At 70.9% G+C, this 21,819-nt stretch carries 20 protein-coding genes, 1 tRNA gene and 1 pseudogene; 9 read left to right on the top strand and 13 right to left on the bottom strand.

Features of this window, described 5'->3' with window-relative positions; all coding sequences use genetic code 11:
- Positions 1-39 precede the first annotated feature (39 nt).
- Positions 40-1,347: a peptidoglycan DD-metalloendopeptidase family protein gene (locus ACH5AF_RS17535; RefSeq protein ID WP_398902520.1), complete on the top strand. Its 1,308-nt coding sequence runs from the start codon at positions 40-42 to the stop codon at positions 1,345-1,347.
- A 24-nt stretch (positions 1,348-1,371) separates the two neighbouring features.
- On the opposite strand, the gene ACH5AF_RS17530 is transcribed toward ACH5AF_RS17535, so the two are convergent.
- Entirely contained in the window at positions 1,372-2,232 is an 861-nt protein-coding gene (locus ACH5AF_RS17530; protein ID WP_398902519.1) for an HAD hydrolase family protein, read from the bottom strand.
- A 174-nt stretch (positions 2,233-2,406) separates the two neighbouring features.
- Here ACH5AF_RS17530 and ACH5AF_RS17525 point away from each other — a divergent pair, with 174 nt between their 5' ends.
- Positions 2,407-3,306: an LLM class flavin-dependent oxidoreductase gene (locus ACH5AF_RS17525; RefSeq protein WP_398902518.1), complete on the top strand. Its 900-nt coding sequence runs from the start codon at positions 2,407-2,409 to the stop codon at positions 3,304-3,306.
- A gap of 81 nt (positions 3,307-3,387) precedes the next feature.
- Here ACH5AF_RS17525 and ACH5AF_RS17520 read toward each other — a convergent pair whose 3' ends face one another.
- Together ACH5AF_RS17520 and ACH5AF_RS17515 are read right to left on the bottom strand one after the other, a co-directional pair.
- Positions 3,388-3,960 carry an RNA 2'-phosphotransferase gene (locus ACH5AF_RS17520; RefSeq protein ID WP_398902517.1) on the bottom strand — a complete coding sequence of 191 codons (573 nt, stop codon included), beginning with the start codon at positions 3,958-3,960 and terminating at the stop codon, positions 3,388-3,390.
- 175 nt (positions 3,961-4,135) lie between these two features.
- Positions 4,136-4,477, bottom strand: coding sequence for a hypothetical protein (locus tag ACH5AF_RS17515; RefSeq protein ID WP_398902516.1), 342 nt, complete (start codon positions 4,475-4,477; stop codon positions 4,136-4,138).
- Positions 4,478-4,911: 434 nt separating this feature from the next.
- Here ACH5AF_RS17515 and ACH5AF_RS17510 point away from each other — a divergent pair, with 434 nt between their 5' ends.
- From ACH5AF_RS17510 to ACH5AF_RS17485, 6 genes and pseudogenes are all read left to right on the top strand, one after another.
- Positions 4,912-5,877: an ABC transporter ATP-binding protein gene (locus ACH5AF_RS17510; RefSeq protein WP_398902553.1), complete on the top strand. Its 966-nt coding sequence runs from the start codon at positions 4,912-4,914 to the stop codon at positions 5,875-5,877.
- Positions 5,874-6,776, top strand: coding sequence for an ABC transporter permease (locus ACH5AF_RS17505; RefSeq protein ID WP_398902515.1), 903 nt, complete (start codon positions 5,874-5,876; stop codon positions 6,774-6,776). The genes ACH5AF_RS17510 and ACH5AF_RS17505 overlap by 4 nt, the downstream gene beginning before the upstream one ends.
- Before the next feature lie 76 nt (positions 6,777-6,852).
- Positions 6,853-7,764: an ABC transporter ATP-binding protein gene (locus ACH5AF_RS17500; RefSeq protein ID WP_398902514.1), complete on the top strand. Its 912-nt coding sequence runs from the start codon at positions 6,853-6,855 to the stop codon at positions 7,762-7,764.
- A gap of 17 nt (positions 7,765-7,781) precedes the next feature.
- Positions 7,782-8,501 carry an ABC transporter permease subunit gene (locus ACH5AF_RS17495; protein WP_398902513.1) on the top strand — a complete coding sequence of 240 codons (720 nt, stop codon included), beginning with the start codon at positions 7,782-7,784 and terminating at the stop codon, positions 8,499-8,501.
- A gap of 264 nt (positions 8,502-8,765) precedes the next feature.
- A pseudogene (locus tag ACH5AF_RS17490) lies at positions 8,766-9,451 on the top strand (hypothetical protein).
- A gap of 404 nt (positions 9,452-9,855) precedes the next feature.
- Positions 9,856-9,942: transfer RNA gene (locus ACH5AF_RS17485), tRNA-Ser, on the top strand.
- Between the two features lie 3 nt (positions 9,943-9,945).
- On the opposite strand, the gene ACH5AF_RS17480 is transcribed toward ACH5AF_RS17485, so the two are convergent.
- The 9 genes from ACH5AF_RS17480 to ACH5AF_RS17440 all read right to left on the bottom strand — a co-directional run bounded on the left by ACH5AF_RS17480 (position 9,946) and on the right by ACH5AF_RS17440 (position 19,662).
- The gene (locus tag ACH5AF_RS17480) at positions 9,946-10,758 is read right to left on the bottom strand and encodes an HAD family hydrolase (protein ID WP_398902512.1); all 813 of its coding nucleotides are present in this window, start codon (positions 10,756-10,758) and stop codon (positions 9,946-9,948) included.
- Complete coding sequence (gene serS / locus ACH5AF_RS17475; RefSeq protein ID WP_398902511.1) at positions 10,755-12,032, bottom strand: serine--tRNA ligase; 1,278 nt, start codon at positions 12,030-12,032, stop codon at positions 10,755-10,757. Before serS ends, ACH5AF_RS17480 begins: the two co-directional genes overlap by 4 nt.
- Before the next feature lie 605 nt (positions 12,033-12,637).
- Positions 12,638-13,579 (bottom strand): prephenate dehydratase, encoded by a 942-nt coding sequence (pheA, locus tag ACH5AF_RS17470; protein ID WP_398902510.1) that lies wholly within the window; start codon positions 13,577-13,579, stop codon positions 12,638-12,640.
- A 102-nt stretch (positions 13,580-13,681) separates the two neighbouring features.
- A complete protein-coding gene (efeB, locus tag ACH5AF_RS17465) occupies positions 13,682-14,911 on the bottom strand; it encodes an iron uptake transporter deferrochelatase/peroxidase subunit (protein ID WP_398902509.1) in 1,230 nt (409 codons plus the stop codon).
- A gap of 7 nt (positions 14,912-14,918) precedes the next feature.
- The gene (locus ACH5AF_RS17460; RefSeq protein WP_398902552.1) at positions 14,919-16,877 is read right to left on the bottom strand and encodes a copper resistance protein CopC; all 1,959 of its coding nucleotides are present in this window, start codon (positions 16,875-16,877) and stop codon (positions 14,919-14,921) included.
- Positions 16,878-16,899: 22 nt separating this feature from the next.
- Positions 16,900-17,346 (bottom strand): copper chaperone PCu(A)C, encoded by a 447-nt coding sequence (locus ACH5AF_RS17455; RefSeq protein ID WP_398902551.1) that lies wholly within the window; start codon positions 17,344-17,346, stop codon positions 16,900-16,902.
- Positions 17,346-18,005, bottom strand: coding sequence for an SCO family protein (locus tag ACH5AF_RS17450; protein ID WP_398902508.1), 660 nt, complete (start codon positions 18,003-18,005; stop codon positions 17,346-17,348). The genes ACH5AF_RS17455 and ACH5AF_RS17450 overlap by 1 nt, the downstream gene beginning before the upstream one ends.
- A 34-nt stretch (positions 18,006-18,039) precedes the next feature.
- Complete coding sequence (locus ACH5AF_RS17445) at positions 18,040-18,783, bottom strand: YcnI family protein (protein ID WP_398902507.1); 744 nt, start codon at positions 18,781-18,783, stop codon at positions 18,040-18,042.
- 96 nt (positions 18,784-18,879) lie between these two features.
- Positions 18,880-19,662, bottom strand: a complete 783-nt coding sequence (locus ACH5AF_RS17440; RefSeq protein ID WP_398902506.1) for a hypothetical protein — start codon at positions 19,660-19,662, stop codon at positions 18,880-18,882.
- A gap of 203 nt (positions 19,663-19,865) precedes the next feature.
- Between ACH5AF_RS17440 and ACH5AF_RS17435 the strand changes: the two genes are divergently transcribed.
- A complete protein-coding gene (locus tag ACH5AF_RS17435) occupies positions 19,866-20,318 on the top strand; it encodes an ATP-binding protein (RefSeq protein WP_398902505.1) in 453 nt (150 codons plus the stop codon).
- A gap of 28 nt (positions 20,319-20,346) precedes the next feature.
- On the opposite strand, the gene ACH5AF_RS17430 is transcribed toward ACH5AF_RS17435, so the two are convergent.
- On the bottom strand, positions 20,347-21,807 hold the full coding sequence (locus ACH5AF_RS17430) for an aminopeptidase P family protein (RefSeq protein ID WP_398902504.1): 1,461 nt from the start codon (positions 21,805-21,807) through the stop codon (positions 20,347-20,349).
- Between the last annotated feature and the right edge of the window lie 12 nt (positions 21,808-21,819).

The raw sequence follows: 21,819 nt of genomic DNA, 5'->3' as shown, positions 1-21,819 counted from the left end.
CGGCTCGGTGGAGGAGCCGGGTAACGATGCGGAATGCGCTTGAGACACCGTGACCGGCTGTTGATCGTTCCGGTGGTGCTGTGCACGCTCCTCGGTGCGCCGGCATCCGCCGTGGCGTCCGAGGAGCCGGAGCCGCCGGCCATCCCGTCGGACGCGCCCGCCCCGTTCCCCGGGGCGGACGCGCCCTTCACGCCGTTCCCTGCGGCGGACCCGCCTTTCACGTTCCCTGCGGCGGACCCGTTCTTCACGCCGTTCCCCGCGGCCGACCCGCCCCTCACGCCGTTCCCCGCGGCGGAGCCGCCCCGCGCAGAGGCACCCCCGGCCGTCGGGGCCGACGAGCCCGCGCCGCCTGCGGTCGGGGCCGATGAGCCTGCGGCTCCCGCGCCAGGGGCGGACCAGCCCGAACCGCCCACCGCCGTCCAGGTGGCGCGGCTCTACGCGGATGCGGCCAAGGCCACCGAGGAGTACGAGCGGGGCAGGCGGGCGGCGGACGCCCAGCAGGTCACGGCCGAGCAGTTCCAGTTCAGGCTGAGCGAGCACAGGGCACGGCTCGGCGTGATCCACGACTCCATCGGCGGCGTTGCGCGCGAGCAGTACCGCACCGGCGGTTCGCTCGCCCACACGGCTCGGCTGCTGCTCGCCGACAGCCCCGACACCCTGCTGCGCGGCTACCTCGTCGCGGCACAGGCGGAACGGGCGGTGAAGCGGCTGCTTGAGCAGGTGCGGCGGGCCGAGGTGCAGCTGGTGCGGGCCGAGGAGAAGGCGCGGGCGGCCTGGCGGAACCTCGCCGCGCGCAAGGAACGGCTCGCGGTGGTCAAGCGCGGTATCGAGACGAAGCTGGAGACCGCGCAGTGGAAGTTGCAGAGCGAGGCGGACAGCAGCGTGGCGGCGGGCAAGTGCGCGGGCGCCGTACGACTGGAGCAGCCCGCCGAACCGGCGGGGCCTGAGTGGGTCACGCCCGTCGAGCGCTACAGCCTGTCCGCCGGGTTCAACAGCACCGGTGAGCGTTGGGCGCGACGGCACACCGGACAGGACTTCGCCGTGGACATCGGTGCGCCGGTCCGTTCCATCGGTGCGGGCCGGGTGGTCTCGGTGTCGTGCGGCGGCGGCTTCGGCATCGAGATCGTCGTCCAGCACCCCGGCGGCTACTACTCGCAGTACGCGCATCTCGCGGGCGTGAGCGTGGACCAGGGCGAGCAGGTGCGCACCGGGCAGTGGATCGGCCAGGCCGGCACGACGGGCAATTCGACCGGGCCGCACCTGCACTTCGAGGTGCGGCTCACGCCCTATCTGGGGTCGGGGGTCGATCCGGTGGCCTGGCTCCAGGAGCACGGCGTCCCGCTGTAGCCGGGCCCGGTGCCGTCCGCCGGATCAGCCCGCCTTGATGCGGCGGCTGAGGATCTCCTCGATGATCACCGCGACGCCGTCGTCGTTGTTGGCGACGGTCCGCCCGGATGCGGCGGCGACGACGTCCGGATGGGCGTTGCCCATCGCGTACGAGGTGCCGGCCCAGGTCAGCATCTCCACGTCGTTGGGCATGTCCCCGAAGGCCACGACCTCGTCGGAGGAGATGCCGCGCTCCGCGCAGCAGAGGGCGAGCGTGCTGGCCTTGCTCACTCCGAGGCCGCTGATCTCCAGCAGCGCGGTCGGGCTGGAACGGGTGACGGAGGCGAGGTCCGCGGTGATGGAGCGGGCGAGAGTCAGAAAGCCGTCGGGGGTGAGCTCGGGATGGTGCGCCAGCAGCTTGATCACGGGGGCGCCCTCCCCCGGCTGTGCCTCGTGGAGCAGCTTCTCGGCCGCGGCCACGGTCGCACCCGGGTCGAGGTGGAAGGGCGGGTAGTCCGGCTCGTAGTGGATGCCGGTGGCCATTTCGACGGCGAATGACGTGCCGGGGGCCGCGGCCCGCAGCGCGGTCACGACCTGGAGGGCGTTCGCCCGCGGCAGGTCACGGACCTTGAGCAACCGCCTGCCGGCGTGCAGGTCCACCACGGCCGCGCCGTTGGCGCAGATCGCCAGGCCATGGCCGTGGACGTGGTCGCTCACGACGTCCATCCAGCGGGCCGGGCGGCCGGTGACGAAGAAGACCTCGACCCCGGCCTCCTCGGCGGCGGCGAGTGCGGCGATCGTCCGCTCGGAGACGGACTTGTCGTCCCGCAGCAGGGTGCCGTCGAGGTCCGTGGCGATCAGCCGGGGCGCGGTGGGCAGGTGGCGGGGATCGGTAGCTGAGGTCACTGGGACATTCTCCCGTACCTGGTGCACGGGCGTGCGAGGGGGCGCACATCTGAGTGAGGGGCGGCACGCTGTCCGAATGGGAGCAGTACGGCGCCGGGGCTGAGAGGTACGGCGGGCCGGGGGATGAGCGGTACGGCGGCACGACGCCGGTCTGCGCCACGTACTCTCGACGACATGCGTCTGAGTACCGTGATCCTTCCTGTCCGACCCTGGCACGACGGCGGCCGCGACCAGTGGCTGCGCGCCGAGCAGCTCGGCTTCCACACCGCGTACACCTACGACCACCTGTCGTGGCGGACGTTCCGGGACGGGCCCTGGTACGGCGCCGTACCGACGCTGACCGCGGCCGCCGCCGCGACCGAGCGGCTGCGGCTGGGCACGCTCGTGACGTCGCCCAACTTCCGGCACCCGGTGACCCTGGCCAAGGAACTGATCTCGCTCGACGACATCTCCGGCGGGCGGATCACGCTCGGCATCGGCGCGGGCGGCATCGGCTTCGACGCCACCGCGCTCGGGCAGGAGGCATGGACCCCGCGGGAGCGGGCCGACCGGTTCGCCGAGTTCGTGCCACTGCTCGACAGGCTGCTGACGGAGGGAGGCGTCACGCACGAGGGGACCTTCTACTCGGCGGTCGAGGCGCGCAACATCCCCGGGTGCGTCCAGCGCCCGCGGCTGCCGTTCGCCATCGCGGCGACCGGGCCGCGTGGGCTGAAGCTGGCGGCCGGGTACGGGCAGGCGTGGGTGACGACCGGCGACCCGAAGGTGAACGAGACGGGCACGCCCGAGCAGTCGCGCGAGGCGATCCGAGTGCAGCTGGACAAGCTGTCCAAGGCCTGCGCGGACATCGGCCGGGACGAGGCGGACCTGGAGAAGATCCTGCTGACGGGGTTCACCCCCGACCGCGGGCGCCCGCTGGAGTCGCTGGACGCGTTCGTCGACTTCGCCGGGAGGCATTTCGCGCTCGGTTTCAGCGAGATCGTGGTCCACGCGCCGATCCCCGACTCGGACTTCGCCGCCGACCAGGCGGTCTTCGAGCAGATCGCGACGGAGGCGCCGGCGCAGCTGCGTCGCTGACGCGCGCGCCACAGGTACTGGTGAGCGGGTGCGGGCCGGTGCCCAGGGGCTGCCGTCGCCGCGCCGCGCGGGGGACGGCTGCTACGCCCCCGGGAAGCGGATGAACTCCGCGGGCACCGAGGCCGTCAGCCACACGCCGTTGGCGCTGACCCGGAAGACGTGGCCCGCGCGGTGCAGCGCGCCGGCGTGCACGGACAGCACCACGGGCCGCCCGCGGCGGGCGCCGACGCGGGTGGCGGTCTCCCGGTCGGGCGAGAGGTGGACGTCGTGGCGGGTCATCGGGCGCAGACCATCGGCGCGGATCGCGTCCAGACTGCGGGAGACGGTCCCGTGGTAGAGGTACTCGGGCGGTTCGGCGGGCGGGAGGTCGAGGTCCACGGCCACCGTGTGGCCCTGGTTGGCGCGTATACGGGCTCCGTCGATGGTGAAGCGCTTCTTGTCGTTGACGGCCACGACACGGTCGAGCTCGGCTCGGCTGAAGCGGAAGCCGTGCGCCGCCGCCGCATGCATCAGCTCGTCGATCGACACCCAGCCGTTCGCGTCGAGGGTGATGCCGATCCGGTCGGGCTGGTGCCGCAGATGCCTCGAGAGGTATTTCGACACCTTCACGGTGCGTCGGTCGTCCGGGGAGGCACCCGTTGGTCTTGCGTTCATCCCTCCAGCGTGCCCCGCGGATGTCGCTCACGCCACTGGAAAAATTTGGGCTCGGATGTTTGATCCACAACCAACTCGGCTTATCCCCAAGCCATTTGACGGTCCTGTGGACAACTCCTCTCGCATTTGTCCTATTTGAGCAAATCCCTCGCTCTCCCTGTGGTTTGCCAGAAGGTCATCCAACGTGCCTGCGTGCACCCTGCGTTCGGCGGCACCGGCGACGAATGCCGGCCACGTTCTCCTCGCCGACCCGCCTGCGGACAGCGTCCGTTGCCCACGGACAGCAGTACGGGGCGGTGCTCCTCTTCGGCAGGTGCCGCTGGAGGTGCCGGATGGCGAACGTACGTACCGCCCTTGCCGGTTCGGCGGCGACCGCCTGCTGTGCGAGCGGGGGCAGCCGCCGGATCGGCGCGGCCGCTGGTGCCGTATCGGTGTACGTCGGCGTCTCCTTTCCCAGATGGCTGGCGAAGACGTGCTCGGCCGTGAACTCCAGGAAGTGCGCGGCGATGTGCTCCACAGGACGGCCAAGGCTCCTGTGCGATTCTGGCGATTGCTGGCAGGGACACACCCACGGCGTGCAACTCGGGTGCTACCGATCGCTCTTGGGTGCTCGGCACCAGGAACCATCCTCGCGCCCGTGATCGGTACCAGCACACCGAGTTCCCCAGCCTCGGCGCACATTTCGTCCGCCCGGCACCCATCACTGACGGCAGCCGCACCCGCACCCGCAGCCGCACGCGCACCCGCGCTGGAACCCGTGCCCGACGGCACCGGCACAGATTGTCACCGGCACAGATCGTGACCGGCCCCGCGCGACGCAGCTGTCCCCCGACGGCAGGTCTTCCTCAGGTCGCATCGCCCCTACGGGTCCGTACCTCTCGAGTCGGATGCACATCGGGCCGCGAGGCTGACGCCGGGTGTGGTGGGCGCCACTACCGTCGAAGCGTGACTGTGATCGCGACCGAAAGCCTGAGCAAGCGGTTCCCCAGGGTGACCGCGCTTGACCGGCTCTCGTTGGACATCGGCCCCGGTGTGACCGGCCTGGTGGGCGCCAACGGAGCCGGCAAGTCCACGTTGATCAAGATCCTGCTGGGTCTGTCCCCCGCCACCGAGGGCCGGGCCGCCGTGCTCGGCCTCGACGTGGCCACGAGCGGAGCGCAGATCCGCGAGCGCGTCGGCTACATGCCCGAGCACGACTGCCTGCCGCCCGACGTCTCGGCCACCGAGTTCGTCGTGCACATGGCGCGCATGTCCGGTCTGCCGCCGACGGCCGCCCGCGAGCGCACCGCCGACACCCTGCGCCATGTCGGTCTGTACGAGGAGCGCTACCGCCCCATCGGTGGCTACTCGACCGGTATGAAGCAGCGCGTGAAGCTCGCGCAGGCCCTCGTCCACGATCCGCGGCTGGTCCTCCTCGACGAGCCGACCAACGGACTGGACCCGGTCGGACGCGACGAGATGCTCGGCCTGATCCGCCGGGTCCACACCGACTTCGGCATCTCGGTCCTCGTCACCTCCCACCTGCTCGGTGAACTGGAGCGCACCTGCGACCACGTCGTCGTCATCGACGGCGGCACCCTGCTGCGCTCCAGCTCCACCAAGGACTTCACCCAGACCACGGCCACGCTCGCGGTCGAGGTCACCGACTCGGAGGCGCACCCGGACGGCACCGCCGCACTCCGGAAGGCGCTCGCCGCGGCCGGTGTCGCACTGCACGAGGGGACGGAGGAGGGCCTGCCCGGTGCGGGCCACATCCTGCTGCTGGAGACGGCCGGCGAGGAGACGTACGACATCGTCCGGGACACGGTCGCCGACCTCGGCCTCGGTCTCGTCCGGATGGAACAGCGCCGTCACCACATCGCGGAGGTCTTCCGCCCGGAGGCGGCCGCAGGGACCGAGGAGGTGCAGGCCCGGTGAGCACGCAGACCCCCGGGGCCGCGGAGACCACGCGGATCCACAACATCGGGTACCGCCCCTACGACGGCCCCCGTCTCGGCCGCGCCTACGCGCGCCGCTCGCTCTACTCGCAGTCGCTGCGCGGCGCCTACGGTCTCGGCCGCTCGGCCAAGTCCAAGGTGCTGCCGATGATCCTGCTGGGCATCATGTGCGCCGTCGCGGCGATCATGGTGGCGGTGGCGATCTCGGTGCCCACGATGAAGGACCTGCCGGTGGAGTACACCCGGTACGCGATCATCATGCAGGCGCTGATCGCCCTGTTCCTGGCGGCGCAGGCACCGCAGTCCGTCTCGCGCGATCTGCGCTTCAAATCGGTCCCGTTGTACTTCTCGCGTCCGATCGAGCGCGTCGACTACGTGCTCGCCAAATTCGCGGCGATGGCCTCGGCGCTCTTCGTCCTCACGGGCGCGCCGCTGGTCATCCTCTATCTGGGGGCGTTGCTGGCGAAGTTCGACTTCGCCGACCAGACGAAGGGCTTCGCGCAGGGCATGGTCTCCGTCGCTCTCCTCTCCGTCCTCTTCGGCGGCATCGGCCTGGTGCTCGCCGCCTTCACACCGCGCCGCGGCTTCGGCGTCGCCGCCGTGATCGCCACGCTCACCATCACCTACGGGGCCGTGTCCACGGTCCAGGCCATCGCCTGGGAGACCGGTTCGCCCGGGGCTGTCCAGTGGCTGGGTCTGTTCTCGCCGGTCACGCTCATCGACGGGGTACAGACCGCGTTCCTCGGTGCCACGTCCGCCTTCCCGGGCGGCCAGGGCCCGGGTGCGGGTGCCGGTGTCGCCTATCTCCTCGTCGTCCTCGCGCTCGTCGCCGGCTGCTACGCCGTGCTGATGCGCCGCTACCGGAAGGTCGGCCTGTGACCGCCCACCCTCCCCCGGCCACCGCTCGGTGGTACCCCCAGCCCACCACCACCCTTCCAAGGAATGGGCCGCGCCCATGAGCACTCTTCACATCGAGCACGCATCGCGCTGGTTCGGCAACGTGGTGGCCGTCAACGACGTCACCATGGAGATCGGCCCAGGTGTCACGGGTCTCCTCGGCCCCAACGGCGCGGGGAAGTCCACCCTCATCAACATGATGGGCGGCTTCCTCGCCCCCTCCACCGGTTCCGTCACGCTCGACGGCCGTCAGATCTGGCGGAACGAGGAGGTCTACCGGCAGATCGGCGTCGTTCCCGAACGGGAGGCGATGTACGACTTCCTCACCGGCCGCGAGTTCGTCGTCGCCAACGCCGAACTGCACGGGCTGGGTGACCGGGAGGCCGCACGCGCGCTCGCCACGGTCGAGATGGCGTACGCCCAGGACCGCAAGATCGCGACGTACAGCAAGGGGATGCGGCAGCGGGTGAAGATGGCCTCCGCGCTGGTCCACGACCCGTCCGTGCTGCTGCTCGACGAGCCGTTCAACGGCATGGACCCGCGCCAGCGCATGCAGCTGATGGACCTGCTGCGGCACATGGGCGCGGAAGGCCGCACGGTGCTGTTCTCCTCGCACATCCTGGAGGAGGTCGAGCAACTGGCCTCCCACATCGAGGTGATCGTCGCCGGCCGGCACGCGGCCGGCGGCGACTTCCGCCGGATCCGTCGCCTGATGACGGACCGTCCGCACCGCTACCTCGTGCGCTCCAGCGACGACCGGGCGCTCGCCGCTGCCCTGATCGCCGACCCGTCCACCTCCGGCATCGAGGTCGACCTCGCCGAGGGGGCGCTGCGCATCCAGGCCGTCGACTTCGGCCGGTTCACCGAGCTGCTGCCGAAGGTCGCCCGCGAGCACTCCATCCGGCTGCTCACGGTCTCTCCGTCCGACGAGTCCCTCGAATCCGTCTTCTCCTACCTCGTAGCGGCCTGAAAGGAGCTGTGACGTCCATGTACAACCCCACAGTCGCCCGGCTCACCTATCGGGCCGTGCTCGGCAGGCGCCGCGCCGCCATCCTGTTCGTCCTGCCCGGTCTGCTGCTGCTGATCGCCGTCGCCGTACGGGCCTTCAACGGCGTGGACGACCAGGTGGCCGCCGACGTGCTGAGCGGGTTCGCCCTCGCCACGATGGTGCCGCTGATCGGAGTGATCGCGGGTACGGGCGCGATCGGGCCCGAGATCGACGACGGTTCGATCGTCTACCTGCTCGCCAAGCCGGTGAAGCGGCCCACGATCATCTTCACCAAGCTGATCGTGGCGATCGCCGTGACGATGGCCTTCTCGGCCGTGCCCACGTTCGTCGCCGGCTTCATCCTGAACGGCAACGGACAGCAGATCGCCATCGCCTGCACCGTCGCCGCACTGGTCTCCTCCATCGCGTACAGCGCGCTGTTCCTGCTCCTCGGTACGGTCAGCCGGCACGCGGTCGTCATCGGCCTTGTCTACGCCCTGGTCTGGGAGACGCTGTTCGGCAGCCTGGTGCCAGGAGCGCGGACGCTCAGTGTCCAGCAGTGGTCGCTGTCGCTCGCCGAGAGGATCGGCGGCGAGGGCATGATCGGTTCGGACGTCGGTCTGCCCGCCGCGGTGGCGCTGCTGGTGGGGGTGACCGTGGCGGCGACGTGGTACGCGGGCCAGAGGCTGCGCGTGCTCAAGCTCGTCGGGGAGGAGTGACGGGCGGCGCATGGCGGCCCCTGCCTTTCGGGCGGGGGCCGACCCATTTCGCGTAACTGTACGTTTATCGGCTCGTTGTGCCCTGTGCGTGGAGGCAACTGGAGTGAGTGACGTCGAGCGTTCGTGAAGTCGGGGATTGCCGGTGCCGGGGCGAGGGATCTCGGTCGGGCCGGTCATTGAGTGGGTTGCACCGTGAGCCGACCTCCGCCCCTGTGCCCGGGGAGAGGGCCGTCCATGGCCGGTTCCGGAACGGAAGGCATGCCCATGCCCAAAGAAGTCGCCCTGCTCGAATCGCGCGCGATGCGCGACAGCGTCAAGGGGCACGTCGAAGTGCTTGACAAGTTGAAGGCGCTCCGGCTGCTGCCGGACAACATGCATGTGTCCACAGACGGCGTCGCGGGGTACTTCGAAGTATCCACAGCTGTCATCAGGCAGATGGCGTCACGGCACCGCGAAGAGCTCACCGAGAACGGGATGCAGGTGTTGCGTGGCTCTGACCTGCGCGAATATCAGAGTGACAACTTGTCACTCTCATCCGAGGGTGGCGCGAGTCATCCACAGCGCCGCTCCAGCCTCACCCTCTTCACCCGCCGTGCCGTGCTCAACGTCGCCATGCTCCTGCGTGACAGCGACATCGCCCGGCGCGTCCGCACCTACCTCCTCGACGCGGAGGAGGGGTGGCGCGAGGGCTACGCATCGCTCGACCGCCGAGTCACCGACGTCGAGCACTGCCTCGCCGGTGTGGGCACCGCCCTGCAGGAGCTCGGCCCGGTTCTGAACCGGATGTCGCAGCGGCTCGACAGTCTCAGCGACTGGAGGCCACCAACCGTGTGGTCGGTGCGATGAGCAACCGGTTGTGCGAACTGTCCGACGACATGATCCGGATGGACGCGAGGATGGACGACTTCGCCCGCCAGCTCAGAGATCTCCGTCGCCGCAGGCGTCGCTGACCGCGGCTGGCCGGCCGCGTCCCGGCTCGACCTCGGCGCCATCCCACGGCCCGGGGCCAGGAGCACTTCGCGCTGCTGTTCGTGGGTGTGGCCACCGCGCTCGGCGCACACGTCTTCAACGTGGCGGTGCTGCGGGGTCGCGACGGGAAATCCGTTGGCGCCGAACGCGCGTACCGGGCAGAGTGGTTGAAGCCGGTACCGCACGTCAGTGCGAGACGCCGGTGCCACCGACCGGGAGAGGAGTGCGGCGATGACCGAGAGTTCGAGCCTTGGTCCGTTGTGCTCCCGTCGGGGCGACGCCAGGCAGGCCGCGGAGTAGTCATCACCCTCCGCACGGCCGCCCGGAGCGGCTGCCCAGGGGGCGGCCGCTTCGAGCGCGCATCCGCGCGGGCCGCCCCCCTCCCGGAGGATTGGCCGAGTGGTAAGGCAGCGGCTTGCTAAGCCGTCGTCAGGGCTCCGACCCTGCGCGCGTTCGATCCGCGCATCCTCCGCCGTCAGCCCTGGAGCAGGTGCTCCAGGACCACCGCGATGCCGTCGTGCTCGTTCGACGCCGTGATCTCGTGGGCCACGGCCTTCAGTTCGTCGTGTGCGTTCGCCATCGCCACGCCGTGGGCGGCCCACCCGAACATCGGGATGTCGTTCGGCATGTCGCCGAACGCGATCGTGTCCGACGCCCGCAGACCCAGCCGCCGCGCGGCCAGCGACAGGCCGGTGGCCTTGCTCAGGCCCAGCGGCAGGATCTCGACGACTCCGGCGCCGGCCATCACCACGTCCACGAGGCTGCCGACCATCGTTCTCGCGATCGTGGCCAGTTCGTCGTCGCCCAGCGTCGGATGCTGGATGTAGACCTTGTTCAGCGGAGCGGCCCACAGATCGGCCGGGTCCTTCATCGGCACGTACGGCAGCGGGCCTTCCAGCACCCGGTAGCCCTCGCCGATCAGCACGTCGCCGTCGAGCCCGTCCCGGCTCGCCGCCAGCAGCAGCGGTCCGACCTCCGCCTCGATCTTGGCGAGCGCGAGTCCGGCCAGCTGCCGGTCCAGGGTGAGGGACGTCAACAGCCGGTGCTCCCCGGCGTGGTAGACCTGCGCCCCCTGCCCGCACACGGCCAGCCCGTCGTAGCCGAGGTCGTCCAGGATGTGCCGCGTCCACGGCACCGCACGCCCGGTCACGATGATGTGCGCGGCACCCGCCGCGGTGGCCGCGGCGAGTGCGTCACGGGTGCGCTCCGAGACGGTGTCGTCGTCACGCAGCAGCGTGCCGTCGAGGTCCGTCGCGACGAGCTTGTACGGGAAGGGGACGGGGCTCACTTGGAAATCGGCTCCAGCACCTCGCGGCCGCCGAGGTAGGGACGCAGGACCTCGGGGACGCGGACCGAACCGTCGGCCAGCTGGTGGTTCTCGAGGATCGCCACAATGGTGCGCGGAACGGCGCACAGCGTGCCGTTCAGCGTCGCCAGCGGCTGCACCTTCTTGCCGTCGCGCATCCGGACGGACAGGCGGCGGGCCTGGAAGCCGTCGCAGTTCGACGCCGAGGTGAGCTCGCGGTACTTGCCCTGGGTCGGGATCCACGCCTCGCAGTCGTACTTGCGCGAGGCCGACGACCCCAGGTCACCGGTGGCGACGTCGATCACCTGGAACGGCAGCTCAAGGGCGGTCAGCCACTGCTTCTCCCAGTCCAGCAGCCGCTTGTGCTCGGCCTCGGCGTCCTCCGGGGCGACGTACGAGAACATCTCGACCTTGTCGAACTGGTGGACCCGGAAGATGCCGCGGGTGTCCTTGCCGTACGTGCCGGCCTCGCGGCGGAAGCAGGGCGAGAAGCCCGCGTACCGCAGCGGCAGCTTGTCACCGTCGATGATCTCGTCCATGTGGTACGCGGCGAGTGGGACCTCGGAGGTGCCGACGAGGTAGTAGTCGTCCTTCTCCAGGTGGTACACGTTCTCCGCGGCCTGGCCGAGGAAGCCGGTGCCCTCCATGGCGCGCGGGCGGACCAGCGCGGGGGTGAGCATCGGGATGAAGCCGGCCTCGGTCGCCTGGGCGATCGCGGCGTTGACGAGGGCGAGCTCCAGAAGGGCGCCCACACCGGTCAGGTAGTAGAAGCGCGAGCCGGAGACCTTGGCGCCGCGCTCGACGTCGATGGCGCCGAGCGCCTCGCCGAGCTCCAGGTGGTCCTTGGGCTCGAAGCCCTCGGCGGCGAAGTCACGGATCGTGCCGTGCGTCTCCAGGACGACGAAGTCCTCCTCGCCGCCGACCGGAACGTCCGGGTGGACGATGTTGCCGAGCTGGAGCAGGAGCCGCCTGGTCTCCTCGTCGGCGTCGTTCTGCGCGGCCTCGGCGGCCTTGACATCGGCCTTGAGCTGCTCGGCCTTCTTCAGGAGCTCGGCGCGCTCCTCGGGAGAGGCCTTGGGGATGAGCTTGCCGAGCGACTTCTGCTCGGAGCGCAGCTCGTCGAAGCGGAGGCCCGAGGACCTTCGCCGCTCGTCGGCGGAGAGGAGGGCGTCGACAAGGTCGACATCCTCTCCACGGGCGCGCTGGGAGGCGCGAACACGGTCGGGGTCCTCACGGAGCAGGCGAAGGTCAATCACCCCACCAGGCTACCGGTGCCGACTCGGGCCACCCCACCCGATATAGCCTTGCGTGTCACTTTGCCCGAATTGCCGGAATTCGGAAAGGTGGGGGCAATTCCATGCCGTGGGCGTCAATTGCGTCAGCGCTTTACGCCGAGAAGGGGCAGTCGGGCGGGAGGCGGCTTGACTGCGCCGCCCCGGCCCTGTCCGGATTCTGGGCCGCTTGTCCACAGGTAAGCATGATCAATCCCGGTTATCCACAGGGTGTGTGAACAGTCTGTGGACTATGTAATTGATCATTACGAAAGGCGTGTGCGGCCCGAGAATTCCCCACTCAAACCGCCCTGACGCACTCATTCGGGTGGGAATTCCTCGTTCCAAAGAGTTGATCAAGGGAATTGAGGTGACAGAGTCCGACGTGTCGCCCTGTGGAGGGAACTGGGAGTCCTGGGTTGATTTGTCGATGATGCGGCCTTGCGTTGTCGACTTGTCCCCAGGGCGAGAAGCGCGCCTGTGGATAACTTCTGTGGACAACTAAAATCTGCAGGTAGGACCGGGGCCGGAGCAAGGCCGGAGCAAGGCCGGAGCGCGGCCGCACCGGAAGCGCTGCCGTGGACGCGGGCTCAGTCCTGGATGCGGCCGTCCTGGCAGCGCGCCAGCCAGTCGGACGCGGCGGTGAACTCGGCGTCCGACGTCCCCGCACGCAGCACCCGTACCTCTTCCGGTGCCACCCCCGCCCGGGGATACGAGCCGAGGAACCGCACCTGCTGGCAGATCCGCTTCAGGCCCATGAGCGCCTCGCCCACCCGGGGCTCCGAGACATGGCCCTCGGCGTCGACGGCGAAGCAGTAGTTCCCGATCCCCGCGCCCGTGGGCCGGGACTGGAGCAGCATGAGGTTGACGCCGCGTACGGCGAATTCCTGGAGCAGCTCCATCAGGGCACCCGGGTGGTCCTCGCGCTGCCAGATGACCACGGATGTCTTGTCCGCGCCGGTCGGGGCCGCGGGCCTGGCGGGCCGGCCCACCAGCACGAACCGCGTCTCGGCGTTCTGGGCGTCGTGGATCTCGGTGACCAGCGCCTCCAGTCCGTACGTCGCCGCCGCGAACTCGCCCGCGAAGGCGGCGTCGAACCGACCCTCCTGCACGAGCCGCGCCCCGTCCGCGTTCGACGCCGCCGACTCCCACACCGCGTCCGGCAGGTGCGCGCGCAGCCAGTTGCGCACCTGCGGCTGGGCCACCGGGTGGCCGGTCACCGTCTTGATCTCAGAGAGCTTCGTCCCCGGGCGCACCAGCAGCGCGAAGGCGATGGGCAGGACGACCTCGCGGTAGATCATCAGCGGCTCGCCCGACGCCAGTTCGTCGAGGGTGGCCGTGACACCGCCCTCCACGGAGTTCTCGATCGGCACGAGTGCCGCCGCGGCCTCACCGGCCCGTACGGCGTCGAGAGCGGCGGGTACCGAGACCATCGGGACGAGTTCCCTGGTCGCGGCTTCCGGGAGGGTGCGCAGGGCGGCCTCCGTGAAGGTGCCCTGCGGACCGAGATACGTGTAGCGCGTGGCCGACATACCGTCACCCTAATGCGCCGCTGAGCACGGCGGGCCGGTCTGCCGTGCCGTCCCCCGGTCCGGGCGGCCCGGCCCGGGCCCCCGCGACGGCAGCCCCGCGGCTCAGCCCTCCAGCAGCCGCTGCCCCACGTACTCGCCCTTCGCCGGACCGCCCGGCACCGCGAACAGTCCGCTCGCCTCGTGCCGGATGAACGCCGACAGCGCGTCGCCCCGGTCGAGCTTGCGCTGCACCGGCACGAAGCCGCGCAGCGGGTCGGCCTGCCAGCAGACGAAGAGCAGCCCCGCGTCGGGCGTCCCGTCGGTGTCGATCCCGTCGTGGAAGGAGAAGGGCCGCCGCAGCATCGCGGCGCCGCCGTTCTGCTCGGGCGCGGAGATCCGCGCGTGCGCGTTCTCGGGGATCACGAGCCTGCCGTCAGGACCGGTCTTGTCGAGGGCGGGCTCGGCCGTCTCCGTGCCGCCCGTCAGCGGGGCGCCGTCGGACTTGCGGCGCCCGATGACCTGCTCCTGCTTCCTCAGCGGAAGCTTCTCCCAGTCGTCGAGCAGCATCCGGATGCGGCGCACCACGGCGTACGAACCACCCGCCATCCAGGCGTGCTTCGTCGTCGGAGGCACGAAGACGCGCTGCTGGAAGTCCGGTTCGGACGGCTTCGGGTTGCCGGTGCCGTCGACCTGGCCCATCAGGTTGCGCGCGGTCATCGGTGCGGCGGTCGAGCCCGGGGAACGGTTGAAGCCGTTCATCTGCCAGCGCACGCGGGCCGCTTCGCCCGCAGCCTTCTGGAGCGCGCGCAGCGCGTGGAAGGCGACGAGCCCGTCGTCCGCGCCGATCTGCACCCACAGATCACCGCCGGAGCGCCGGGGATCGAGTCGGTCGGAGGAGAAGGCAGGCAACGGGTCCAGCTCGGCGGGGCGCTCGGCGACCAGGGACGTACGGTCGAAGAAGGTGTGGCCGAACCCGAAGGTGACCGTCAGCGACGACGGCCCGGCATCGAGCGCGATGCCCGTGTCACCGTCTCCCGCCGGCCGCCCTGCCATCAGGTCAGCCGCCAGGGCCGACCAGCGCCTCATCAGCGCGGCCGCCTCCTTGCGCCCCGCGCCGGGCGCCAGGTCGAAGGCGACCAGATGCCCGTGGGCCTGCTGCGGATCGGTGATCCCCGCCTGATGCGTGCCGTGGAAGGCGATACCGGTGGCGCCGACCGCGGTCAGCGGCGTCGGGGCGTCGGAGGCGGCGGCGTACGCGGCCGCGCCGCCGGCGGCGCCGAGCACCAGCCCGGTCGCGCCCGCGGCGCCGGCGGTGCCGAGCAGCCGGCGCCTGGAGATCTCGTTGTCGCTCACGGAGTGTTCAGCCGATCTCGATGGTCTTGTCGACGGTGGTCTGGTCGATGTCGGATGTCCGCACGGTCACCTTGACCCGCCAGCTGCCCGGCATGGGGATCTGGACCGCACTCGCGCTCCAGTGTCCGGCCGCCACACGGTCGGGAGTGATCGGCAGCGGACCGATCTCCTTCGCCTCCAGCGTGAAGGACACCTTCAGCTCAGGGGCGTCCAGCGGCTTGCCGTCCGGCGTCTCGGTCCACACATGCATCTCGTTCGCACCGGGCCGCGCGGGGTCGAGGCTGAGCCGTACGGTGCCCTGGCCCTGCTCGCCACCGGTGTCGAAGGGGACCTCGATCTCGACGGGCCCGGTGGCCTGGGGAGCGGACGACCGCTCGCCGCCGCGCGCGGCCGCCTCCTGCGTACGCCCCGGTTCGGTCGAGGTGAGCACGGTCGTCACGCCCAGCAGCACGACCGCGACGGCCGCCTCGGCCAGGACGGTACGGCGCAGTCCGGAGCGTTCCGCGTCGGCGTCCCTCGTGCGTCGGCGCTCGGCGGTGGCCACGGCTGCCTTCTGACGGGCGAGTTGAGCGGCGCGGACCGGGTCGGCCGGGGCTTCACCGTCCGCGTCCTGGACGGACTTCGTGCCCTCCTGCTCCGCCTCTGCGGCAGCCTTCGTGACCTCCGACAGGCGCGCGGTCCAGCGCCGCGAGATCCATGCGACGGCGACCAGCACCGCCACGAGGCCGATCTTGAGCAGCAGCAGCCCGCCGTACCGCGTCCCGGTGAGCGCCGACCACGAGCCGACCTGCCGCCACGACTGGTAGAGCCCGGTCACGGCCAGCACGACCACGCTGAAGAACGCGGCCCGGGAGAACCGCTGCACGGCCGCGCGTTCCACGGCCGGCGCGCGGTACAGCGCGGTCAGCAGGGTGGCCAGGCCGCCGAGCCAGACCGCGACGGCCAGCAGGTGCAGGACGTCCACGGGCATGGCGAGCCCGGGTTGGAGGCCGGTGGACGCGTGCTCCGACAGCGCCCACGTCGCGGCGATCCCGGCCGCGACGACGGTGCCGCCCATGGCGAGCCCGAAGGTGAGGTCCTTGCGTTTGTCCTCTTCCTCCTTCGACTCCTCGGCCTCACGCAAGGTGCCGTCGGGTCGGCCGGCCGTGGGCAACGAGCGGGCGTACGCGCCGAACAGCACGGCGACGAAGAGCGCGGCGGCGCCGAGCAGCAGCAGCCGGGAGACGAGCGCGGCTCCGGTCTTGGTCTCCAGCACGTCGCCCAGCCGGCCGAGGTCGAGCACGTCCGCGAGTGCGCCCGACCCCGTGTAGGGGGACCGCAGCAGCAGCATCGCCAGGGTGGCCGCGGTGAGTGTCACCCAGCCGTGTGCGACGAGCCGCTGCACGGGTCGTACGGACGCGCCGCGCCGCCAGCACAGGAGCACGAAGGCCGCGCCGCCGGTGAGAAGGATGAAGCCCGCGTACGAGGCGTAGCGCGCGATTCCGTACAGCACGCCGACGGCTCCGCCGCCGGCCTCCTGGTCGGGCAGTGCGACCGTGGTCTTCGACGGTGCGCCGATGGAGAAGGTGAAGGCCCCGGCGACGGGGTGGCTGTCCGCCGAGACCGCCTGCCAGGCCACGGTGTACGTGCCGTCGGGCAGGCCCGCGTGCAGGGCGACGCCGTAGCGGACGGTGCCGCCGGAGCCCAGGTCTCGGATCTTGGCGGTGTCGGCGCGCTTTCCGCTGGGTTCGAGCACACGGATCGAGTCGTCGCCCATGGCGATCTGCTCGGAGAAGGTGAGCGTGACCTCCCTGGGCGCGGTGGGAACCACCGCCCCGTCCTTAGGGTCGCTCGCGACCAGCGCGGCATGCGCCGCGGCCGGGCCCGCCGCGGCGAGCAGTGCGCCGACGAGCGTGCCGACGAGCACGGCCGCCGTGAGCAGCAGCCGCAGTCGGGACGGGCCGAAGCGCGGGGCGGTGGCTGTCATCATGCGATCAGTCCCTCACTGCTCAGTGCTTCTGCGGGCGGTGGGCGGTCTCCTTGACGGGGATCTCCACCGTGATCGGGTCCGACTTCTCGAAGTGCAGCTCGACCGCGACCTTGTCGCCCTGCTTCGGCCGCTGCTTGAGTGCCGTGAACATGATGTGGCTGCCGCCGCGTTCGAGCGCGAGCGTGCCGTCGGCGGGGATGTCGAACGACGTCACCTGCCGCATCCTCTGGTTCTTCGACTCGTGGATGGTGATGTCGTCCGCGATGTCGCTGGTGACCGAGGTGAGCTTGTCCGCCGTGCCGCCGCTGTTCTCGACGGTGAGGAACCCGGCCGCCATGTCGCCGACGGGCTGCGGCATGAAGGCGCCGCTGACCGTCAACTCCGGGCCGTCGTCCGCCGAGCAGCCCGCGAGCGCCAGGCAGACCCCCATGGCGACGGCGCCGGCGAACGACGTACGCCGGCGGATCACGGGGTCTCCCCCTTGATCAACTTCGGCAGGTCCTTGGCCCAGTCGTCGGCCGTGGTGTCCTCGCCGTACAGGACGTATCCCTTGTCGGTCTTCGGTGAGAACGCGATGACCTGGGCGCCGTGCATGGAGACGACGGTGCCGTCCTTCTCCTTCTTCGGCGGGTCGATGCCGATGCCGATCGCGCGCGCGCCCGCCTGGATGGCGGGGAAGTCGCCGGTCAGTCCGATGAAGGACGGATCACCCGCGCTCGGCAGCCACTTGGCGAGTTCGGCGGAGGTGTCCCGCTCCGGGTCGGTGGTGACGAACACGACCTGGAGCCTGTCCTGGTCGGCCTTGGGCAGCTGCTTCCTGGCGATGGCGATGTTGCTCATCGTCAGGGGGCAGACGTCGGGACAGTGGGTGTAGCCGAAGAAGATCAGCGTCGGCTTGCCCTTGGTGCGGTCCCGCAGGTCGAACTTCTCGCCGCGCGTGTCGGTCAGGACGAGGTCCGGCTTGGTCTTCGGCTCTTCGAGCACCGTCGCGGCCTCGGTCTTCTTCTGCACCGAGATGTCGAAGTCGGGCTTGGCCGCGGCTTGTTCGTCAGCGGCGGCGCAGGCGGACAGGGAGAGCCCGGCGGCCACGACGAGCGCGGCCGCGAGCAGGGTCTTCTTACGCATGGTGTTCGGTTTCCAGACGTGGTGGATCGGGGGCTCAGGAGCTGCGGCGGCGGCCGGCCAGGACCCCGAAGGCCACGCCCGCGGCGCCGGCGACGATGCCGACGACCCCCAGGACACGGGCCGTGGAGTCACCGCTGCCGGAAGAGGAGGCCGCGGCCTCGGTGTGCGAGGCCGCCTTGTCGTGACCGCCGTTCCCGCCGTCCTCGGCGGCGCCGGCCGCGCCCCCGCCGTGGTGGTCGTCGGCCGCGGCGGAGAGCTTCAGCACGGGAGCGGGGGACTCGGGCTCCTCGCCGCCCTCCTTCGGCTCCTCGATCCAGCGCACGACCTCCTTGTTGTCGTATGTCTGGATCGCCTTGAAGACCATACGGTCGGTGTCCTCGGGCAGCCGGCCGAGGGAGAGGGGGAACTGCTGGAACTGGCCGGGGCCGATCTCCGAGCCGTCGGCGGTCCAGGTGACCTTCGAGACGGCCTCGGTGATCCGCTTGCCGTGCACCTCCAGCGGCTTGTCGAGCTCGGCCCTGGTGACCTCGACCTTCCAGCCGGGCACCGGCTGCGGCATCACGGACGCCAGGGGGTGCTCGGAGGGCATGGCGACCTCGACCTTGACGGTCGAGGCGTTGTCGCGCTCGTTGGGGACCTTGACGTTGACGGTGGCGTAGCCGCCCTTGGCGGCCTCGCCCAGCGGCTGTACGCCGACGTGCGCGAAGGCGGCGCCCGAGAGGGCGACGACGGACGTGGCGGCGACGACGGCAGCAGCGGCAGCGCGGTAGACGTTCATGCTGGCAAAGACTCCACGGTGAAGGAGAGACGAGGGTGCCCCGGCGCACCGGCGTGCGCGGACACGGCGGCTCCGCTCCCGTCGAGCGAGCCGCGATCAGGCGCTGAGCACGAATACGCGCGGTGGCCCGCGCCTGATCACCGTGTGCTGGAGAACTTCGCCGGCCGTCGGCGGAGGCGGCCCGGTCGTGTGCGCCGGCGGGCAGGGCGGGCGCGTCGGCGTGCCGGGCAGACCGGCGTGCAGGGCCCGTACGAGCACGACCGCCGCCCGCAGTGCGCGCAGCCGCGCCGTCTCGGCGACCTCGTGCGCGGACTCGGTGGACAGCAGCATCAGCCGCAGCAGTGCCGCGTCCCCACGCCGCAGCAGCAGCCCGGTCGCGATCCCGGCCAGCAGGTGGCCGAGCACCATGGCCGGCGAGGGCACCTCGGGGCCCGCCGTCGCCGCCGCGGCGACATGCGCGTGAGCGGTCTGCGCGGCGGGGTCGATGCCGGCCATGGTGAGGATGCGCCGCGCGTCGGTGGGGCTGAGCGAGGCGGCACCCGCGCCGCAGACCAGCTTGGCGGCCGTCCTGATCAGCGCGTCGTCGGCGGTCTGCGCCAGGTGCAGCCGGCTCTGTCCGATGCCGAACAGCGAGTGCAGCCCGAGCTGCCCGGCGGTCAGTACGGCCGCGATGGCCGGCAGCGAACGCTGCCGTCCCGTGAACGGCACGACCAGCGCGAAGATCCCGGCGCTCCCGAGCGCGAGCGTCCACAACGGAACGCCCTTGCAGGCGGCCAGCACATGTCCGGTCCCGGACAGCACGACGCAGACCGCGGTGAACACCGCGGCCCTCAGCAGCCGCAGACCGGCTCCGGCGCGTGCGTGATGCGTGGACGACATGGCCGGGTCATCATCGCACTGCGCCGTTCCCGCCCGTACGGCAGGTCCGGAAGATCCCCTTTTCGGCCCGGGCCGCCGACATACACCGGGAAACGTGCCTCCGCATCCGCCGAACGAGGGCCGCCGCAGTGACCGAGTGCTTACGGAGGGTGCTCGCGGGCAATACGTATCGGTATGTCGAGCCGCGGCCAGGAGGCTGGAGCATGAGCATCTGGTGGTCCCTCCATCTGCGGCGTGAGGCTGCGAGCGTGCCGCTCGCCCGCCGTCTGCTGATGGGCACCATGGAGACCGCGGGCGTCGACCCGGACATCTCCTACGATCTCTCGTTGGCCCTCACCGAGGCGTGTGCGAACGCGGTGGAGCACGGTGGCGGCGCGGACACACGCGGCGCGTCGGGGGGATACCGGGTGACGGCGTACCTGGACGGCGAGAAGTGCCGTATCGAGGTGGCGGATTCGGGGCCCGGTTTCGTCCCGCAGCGCGGTTCCCTGTGCGGGCACACCGCACCGTTGTCCGCGGAGAGCGGCCGGGGGCTCTGTCTGATCGAGCAGCTCGCCGACCACGTCCATGTGCGCAGCCGACCAGGGCGGGGCGCGGTGGTCAGCTTCGACAAGATCCTCAAATGGCGCGAGGGCGCGCTGCTCGGAGTCTCCTGAGCGGCGCGCCCTCGTCGTCGGTGCCGGTTCAGCCCTGGCGCAGGGCGGCCATCCAGGCCTCGACCTCGTCGGCCTGGCGCGGCAGCGCGGCGGAGAGGTTCCGGTTGCCGTCCTCGGTGACGAGGATGTCGTCCTCGATGCGGACGCCGATGCCCCGGTACTCCTCGGGCACGGTCAGGTCGTCGGCCTGGAAGTACAGTCCGGGCTCGACGGTCAGGCACATGCCCGGCTCCAGCGTGCCGTCGACGTAGGTCTCGGTGCGGGCGGCGGCGCAGTCGTGGACGTCCATGCCGAGCATGTGGCCGGTGCCGTGGAGGGTCCAGCGGCGTTGGAGGCCGAGCTCGAGGACGCGCTCGACGGGGCCTTCGACGAGCCCCCATTCGACGAGCCTCTCGGCGAGGACGCGCTGGGCGGCGTCGTGGAAGTCGCGGTACTTGGCACCCGGCTTCACGGCGGCGATGCCGGCTTCCTGGGCCTCGTAGACCGCGTCGTAGATCTTGCGCTGGAGGTCGGTGTAGCGGCCGCTGATGGGCAGGGTGCGGGTGACGTCGGCGGTGTAGAGGGTGGTGGTCTCCACGCCGGCGTCGAGAAGGAGCAGGTCGCCCGAGCGGACGGGGCCGTCGTTGCGGACCCAGTGGAGGGTGGTGGCGTGGGGACCGGCGGCGCAGATGGAGCCGTATCCGACGTCGTTGCCCTCGACGCGGGCGCGCAGGAAGAACGTGCCCTCGATGTAGCGCTCGCTGGTCGCCTCGGCCTTGTCCAGGACCTTGACGACGTCCTCGAAGCCGCGGGTGGTCGCGTCGCACGCCTTCTGCAGCTCGGCGATCTCGAAGTCGTCCTTGACGACACGTGCCTCGGAGAGGTGGACGCGCAGTTCCTCGTCGCGCTCGGCGGTCACCTTGTCGGTGAGGGCGGCTTCGATGCCGGCGTCGTGACCGCGGACGACCCGGACGGGACCGGTTGCCTCACGCAGCTTCTCGGGCAGCTCCCGCACGTCCGCGGCGGGGATGCCGAGCAGCTGCTCGGCCTCGGCCGGCGAATGGCGGCGGCCGACCCACAGCTCGCCCTGTCCGGACAGCCAGAACTCGCCGTTCTCCCGGTTGGAGCGCGGCAGCACGTACACGGTGGCGACGTGTCCGTCGCCCCTGGGCTCCAGGACGAGGACGCCGTCCTCCGTCTGGTCGCCGGTCAGGTATGCGTACTCGGTGGAGGCGCGGAAGCTGTACTCGGTGTCGTTCGAGCGGGTCTTGAGGTTGCCCGCGGGGATCACCAGCCGCTCGCCGGGGAAGCGCGCCGAGAGCGCCGCACGGCGGGCGGCGGTCTGCGCGACCTGCGCGATGGGCTCCAGATCACGCAGCTCGGTGTCGGCCCACCCGGTCGTCATGTTCTCGGCCAGCTCGTCGGACACACCCGGGTACAGACCGTTCTTGCGCTGCTTGACCGGCTGCTCGTCCTCTTCCGGGGTCTCCGGGGTGAGTTCCTCCGCCACGTCTGCCTCCTG

Source organism: Streptomyces sp. NPDC018833 (assembly GCF_044390825.1).
GTDB lineage: Bacteria > Actinomycetota > Actinomycetes > Streptomycetales > Streptomycetaceae > Streptomyces.
This window is presented reverse-complemented; position numbering and strand designations above follow the sequence as displayed.

Coding starts and splice junctions, on each gene's coding strand:
- ACH5AF_RS17525 (WP_398902518.1), top strand. CDS start 2,407: ATGCGTCTGAGTACCGTGATCCTTCCTGTCCGACCCTGGCACGACGGC.
- ACH5AF_RS17520 (WP_398902517.1), bottom strand. CDS start 3,960: ATGAACGCAAGACCAACGGGTGCCTCCCCGGACGACCGACGCACCGTG.
- ACH5AF_RS17500 (WP_398902514.1), top strand. CDS start 6,853: ATGAGCACTCTTCACATCGAGCACGCATCGCGCTGGTTCGGCAACGTG.
- ACH5AF_RS17495 (WP_398902513.1), top strand. CDS start 7,782: ATGTACAACCCCACAGTCGCCCGGCTCACCTATCGGGCCGTGCTCGGC.
- pheA (WP_398902510.1), bottom strand. CDS start 13,579: ATGTCGGCCACGCGCTACACGTATCTCGGTCCGCAGGGCACCTTCACG.
- ACH5AF_RS17460 (WP_398902552.1), bottom strand. CDS start 16,877: ATGACAGCCACCGCCCCGCGCTTCGGCCCGTCCCGACTGCGGCTGCTG.
- ACH5AF_RS17450 (WP_398902508.1), bottom strand. CDS start 18,005: ATGCGTAAGAAGACCCTGCTCGCGGCCGCGCTCGTCGTGGCCGCCGGG.
- ACH5AF_RS17445 (WP_398902507.1), bottom strand. CDS start 18,783: ATGAACGTCTACCGCGCTGCCGCTGCTGCCGTCGTCGCCGCCACGTCC.
- ACH5AF_RS17440 (WP_398902506.1), bottom strand. CDS start 19,662: ATGTCGTCCACGCATCACGCACGCGCCGGAGCCGGTCTGCGGCTGCTG.
- ACH5AF_RS17435 (WP_398902505.1), top strand. CDS start 19,866: ATGAGCATCTGGTGGTCCCTCCATCTGCGGCGTGAGGCTGCGAGCGTG.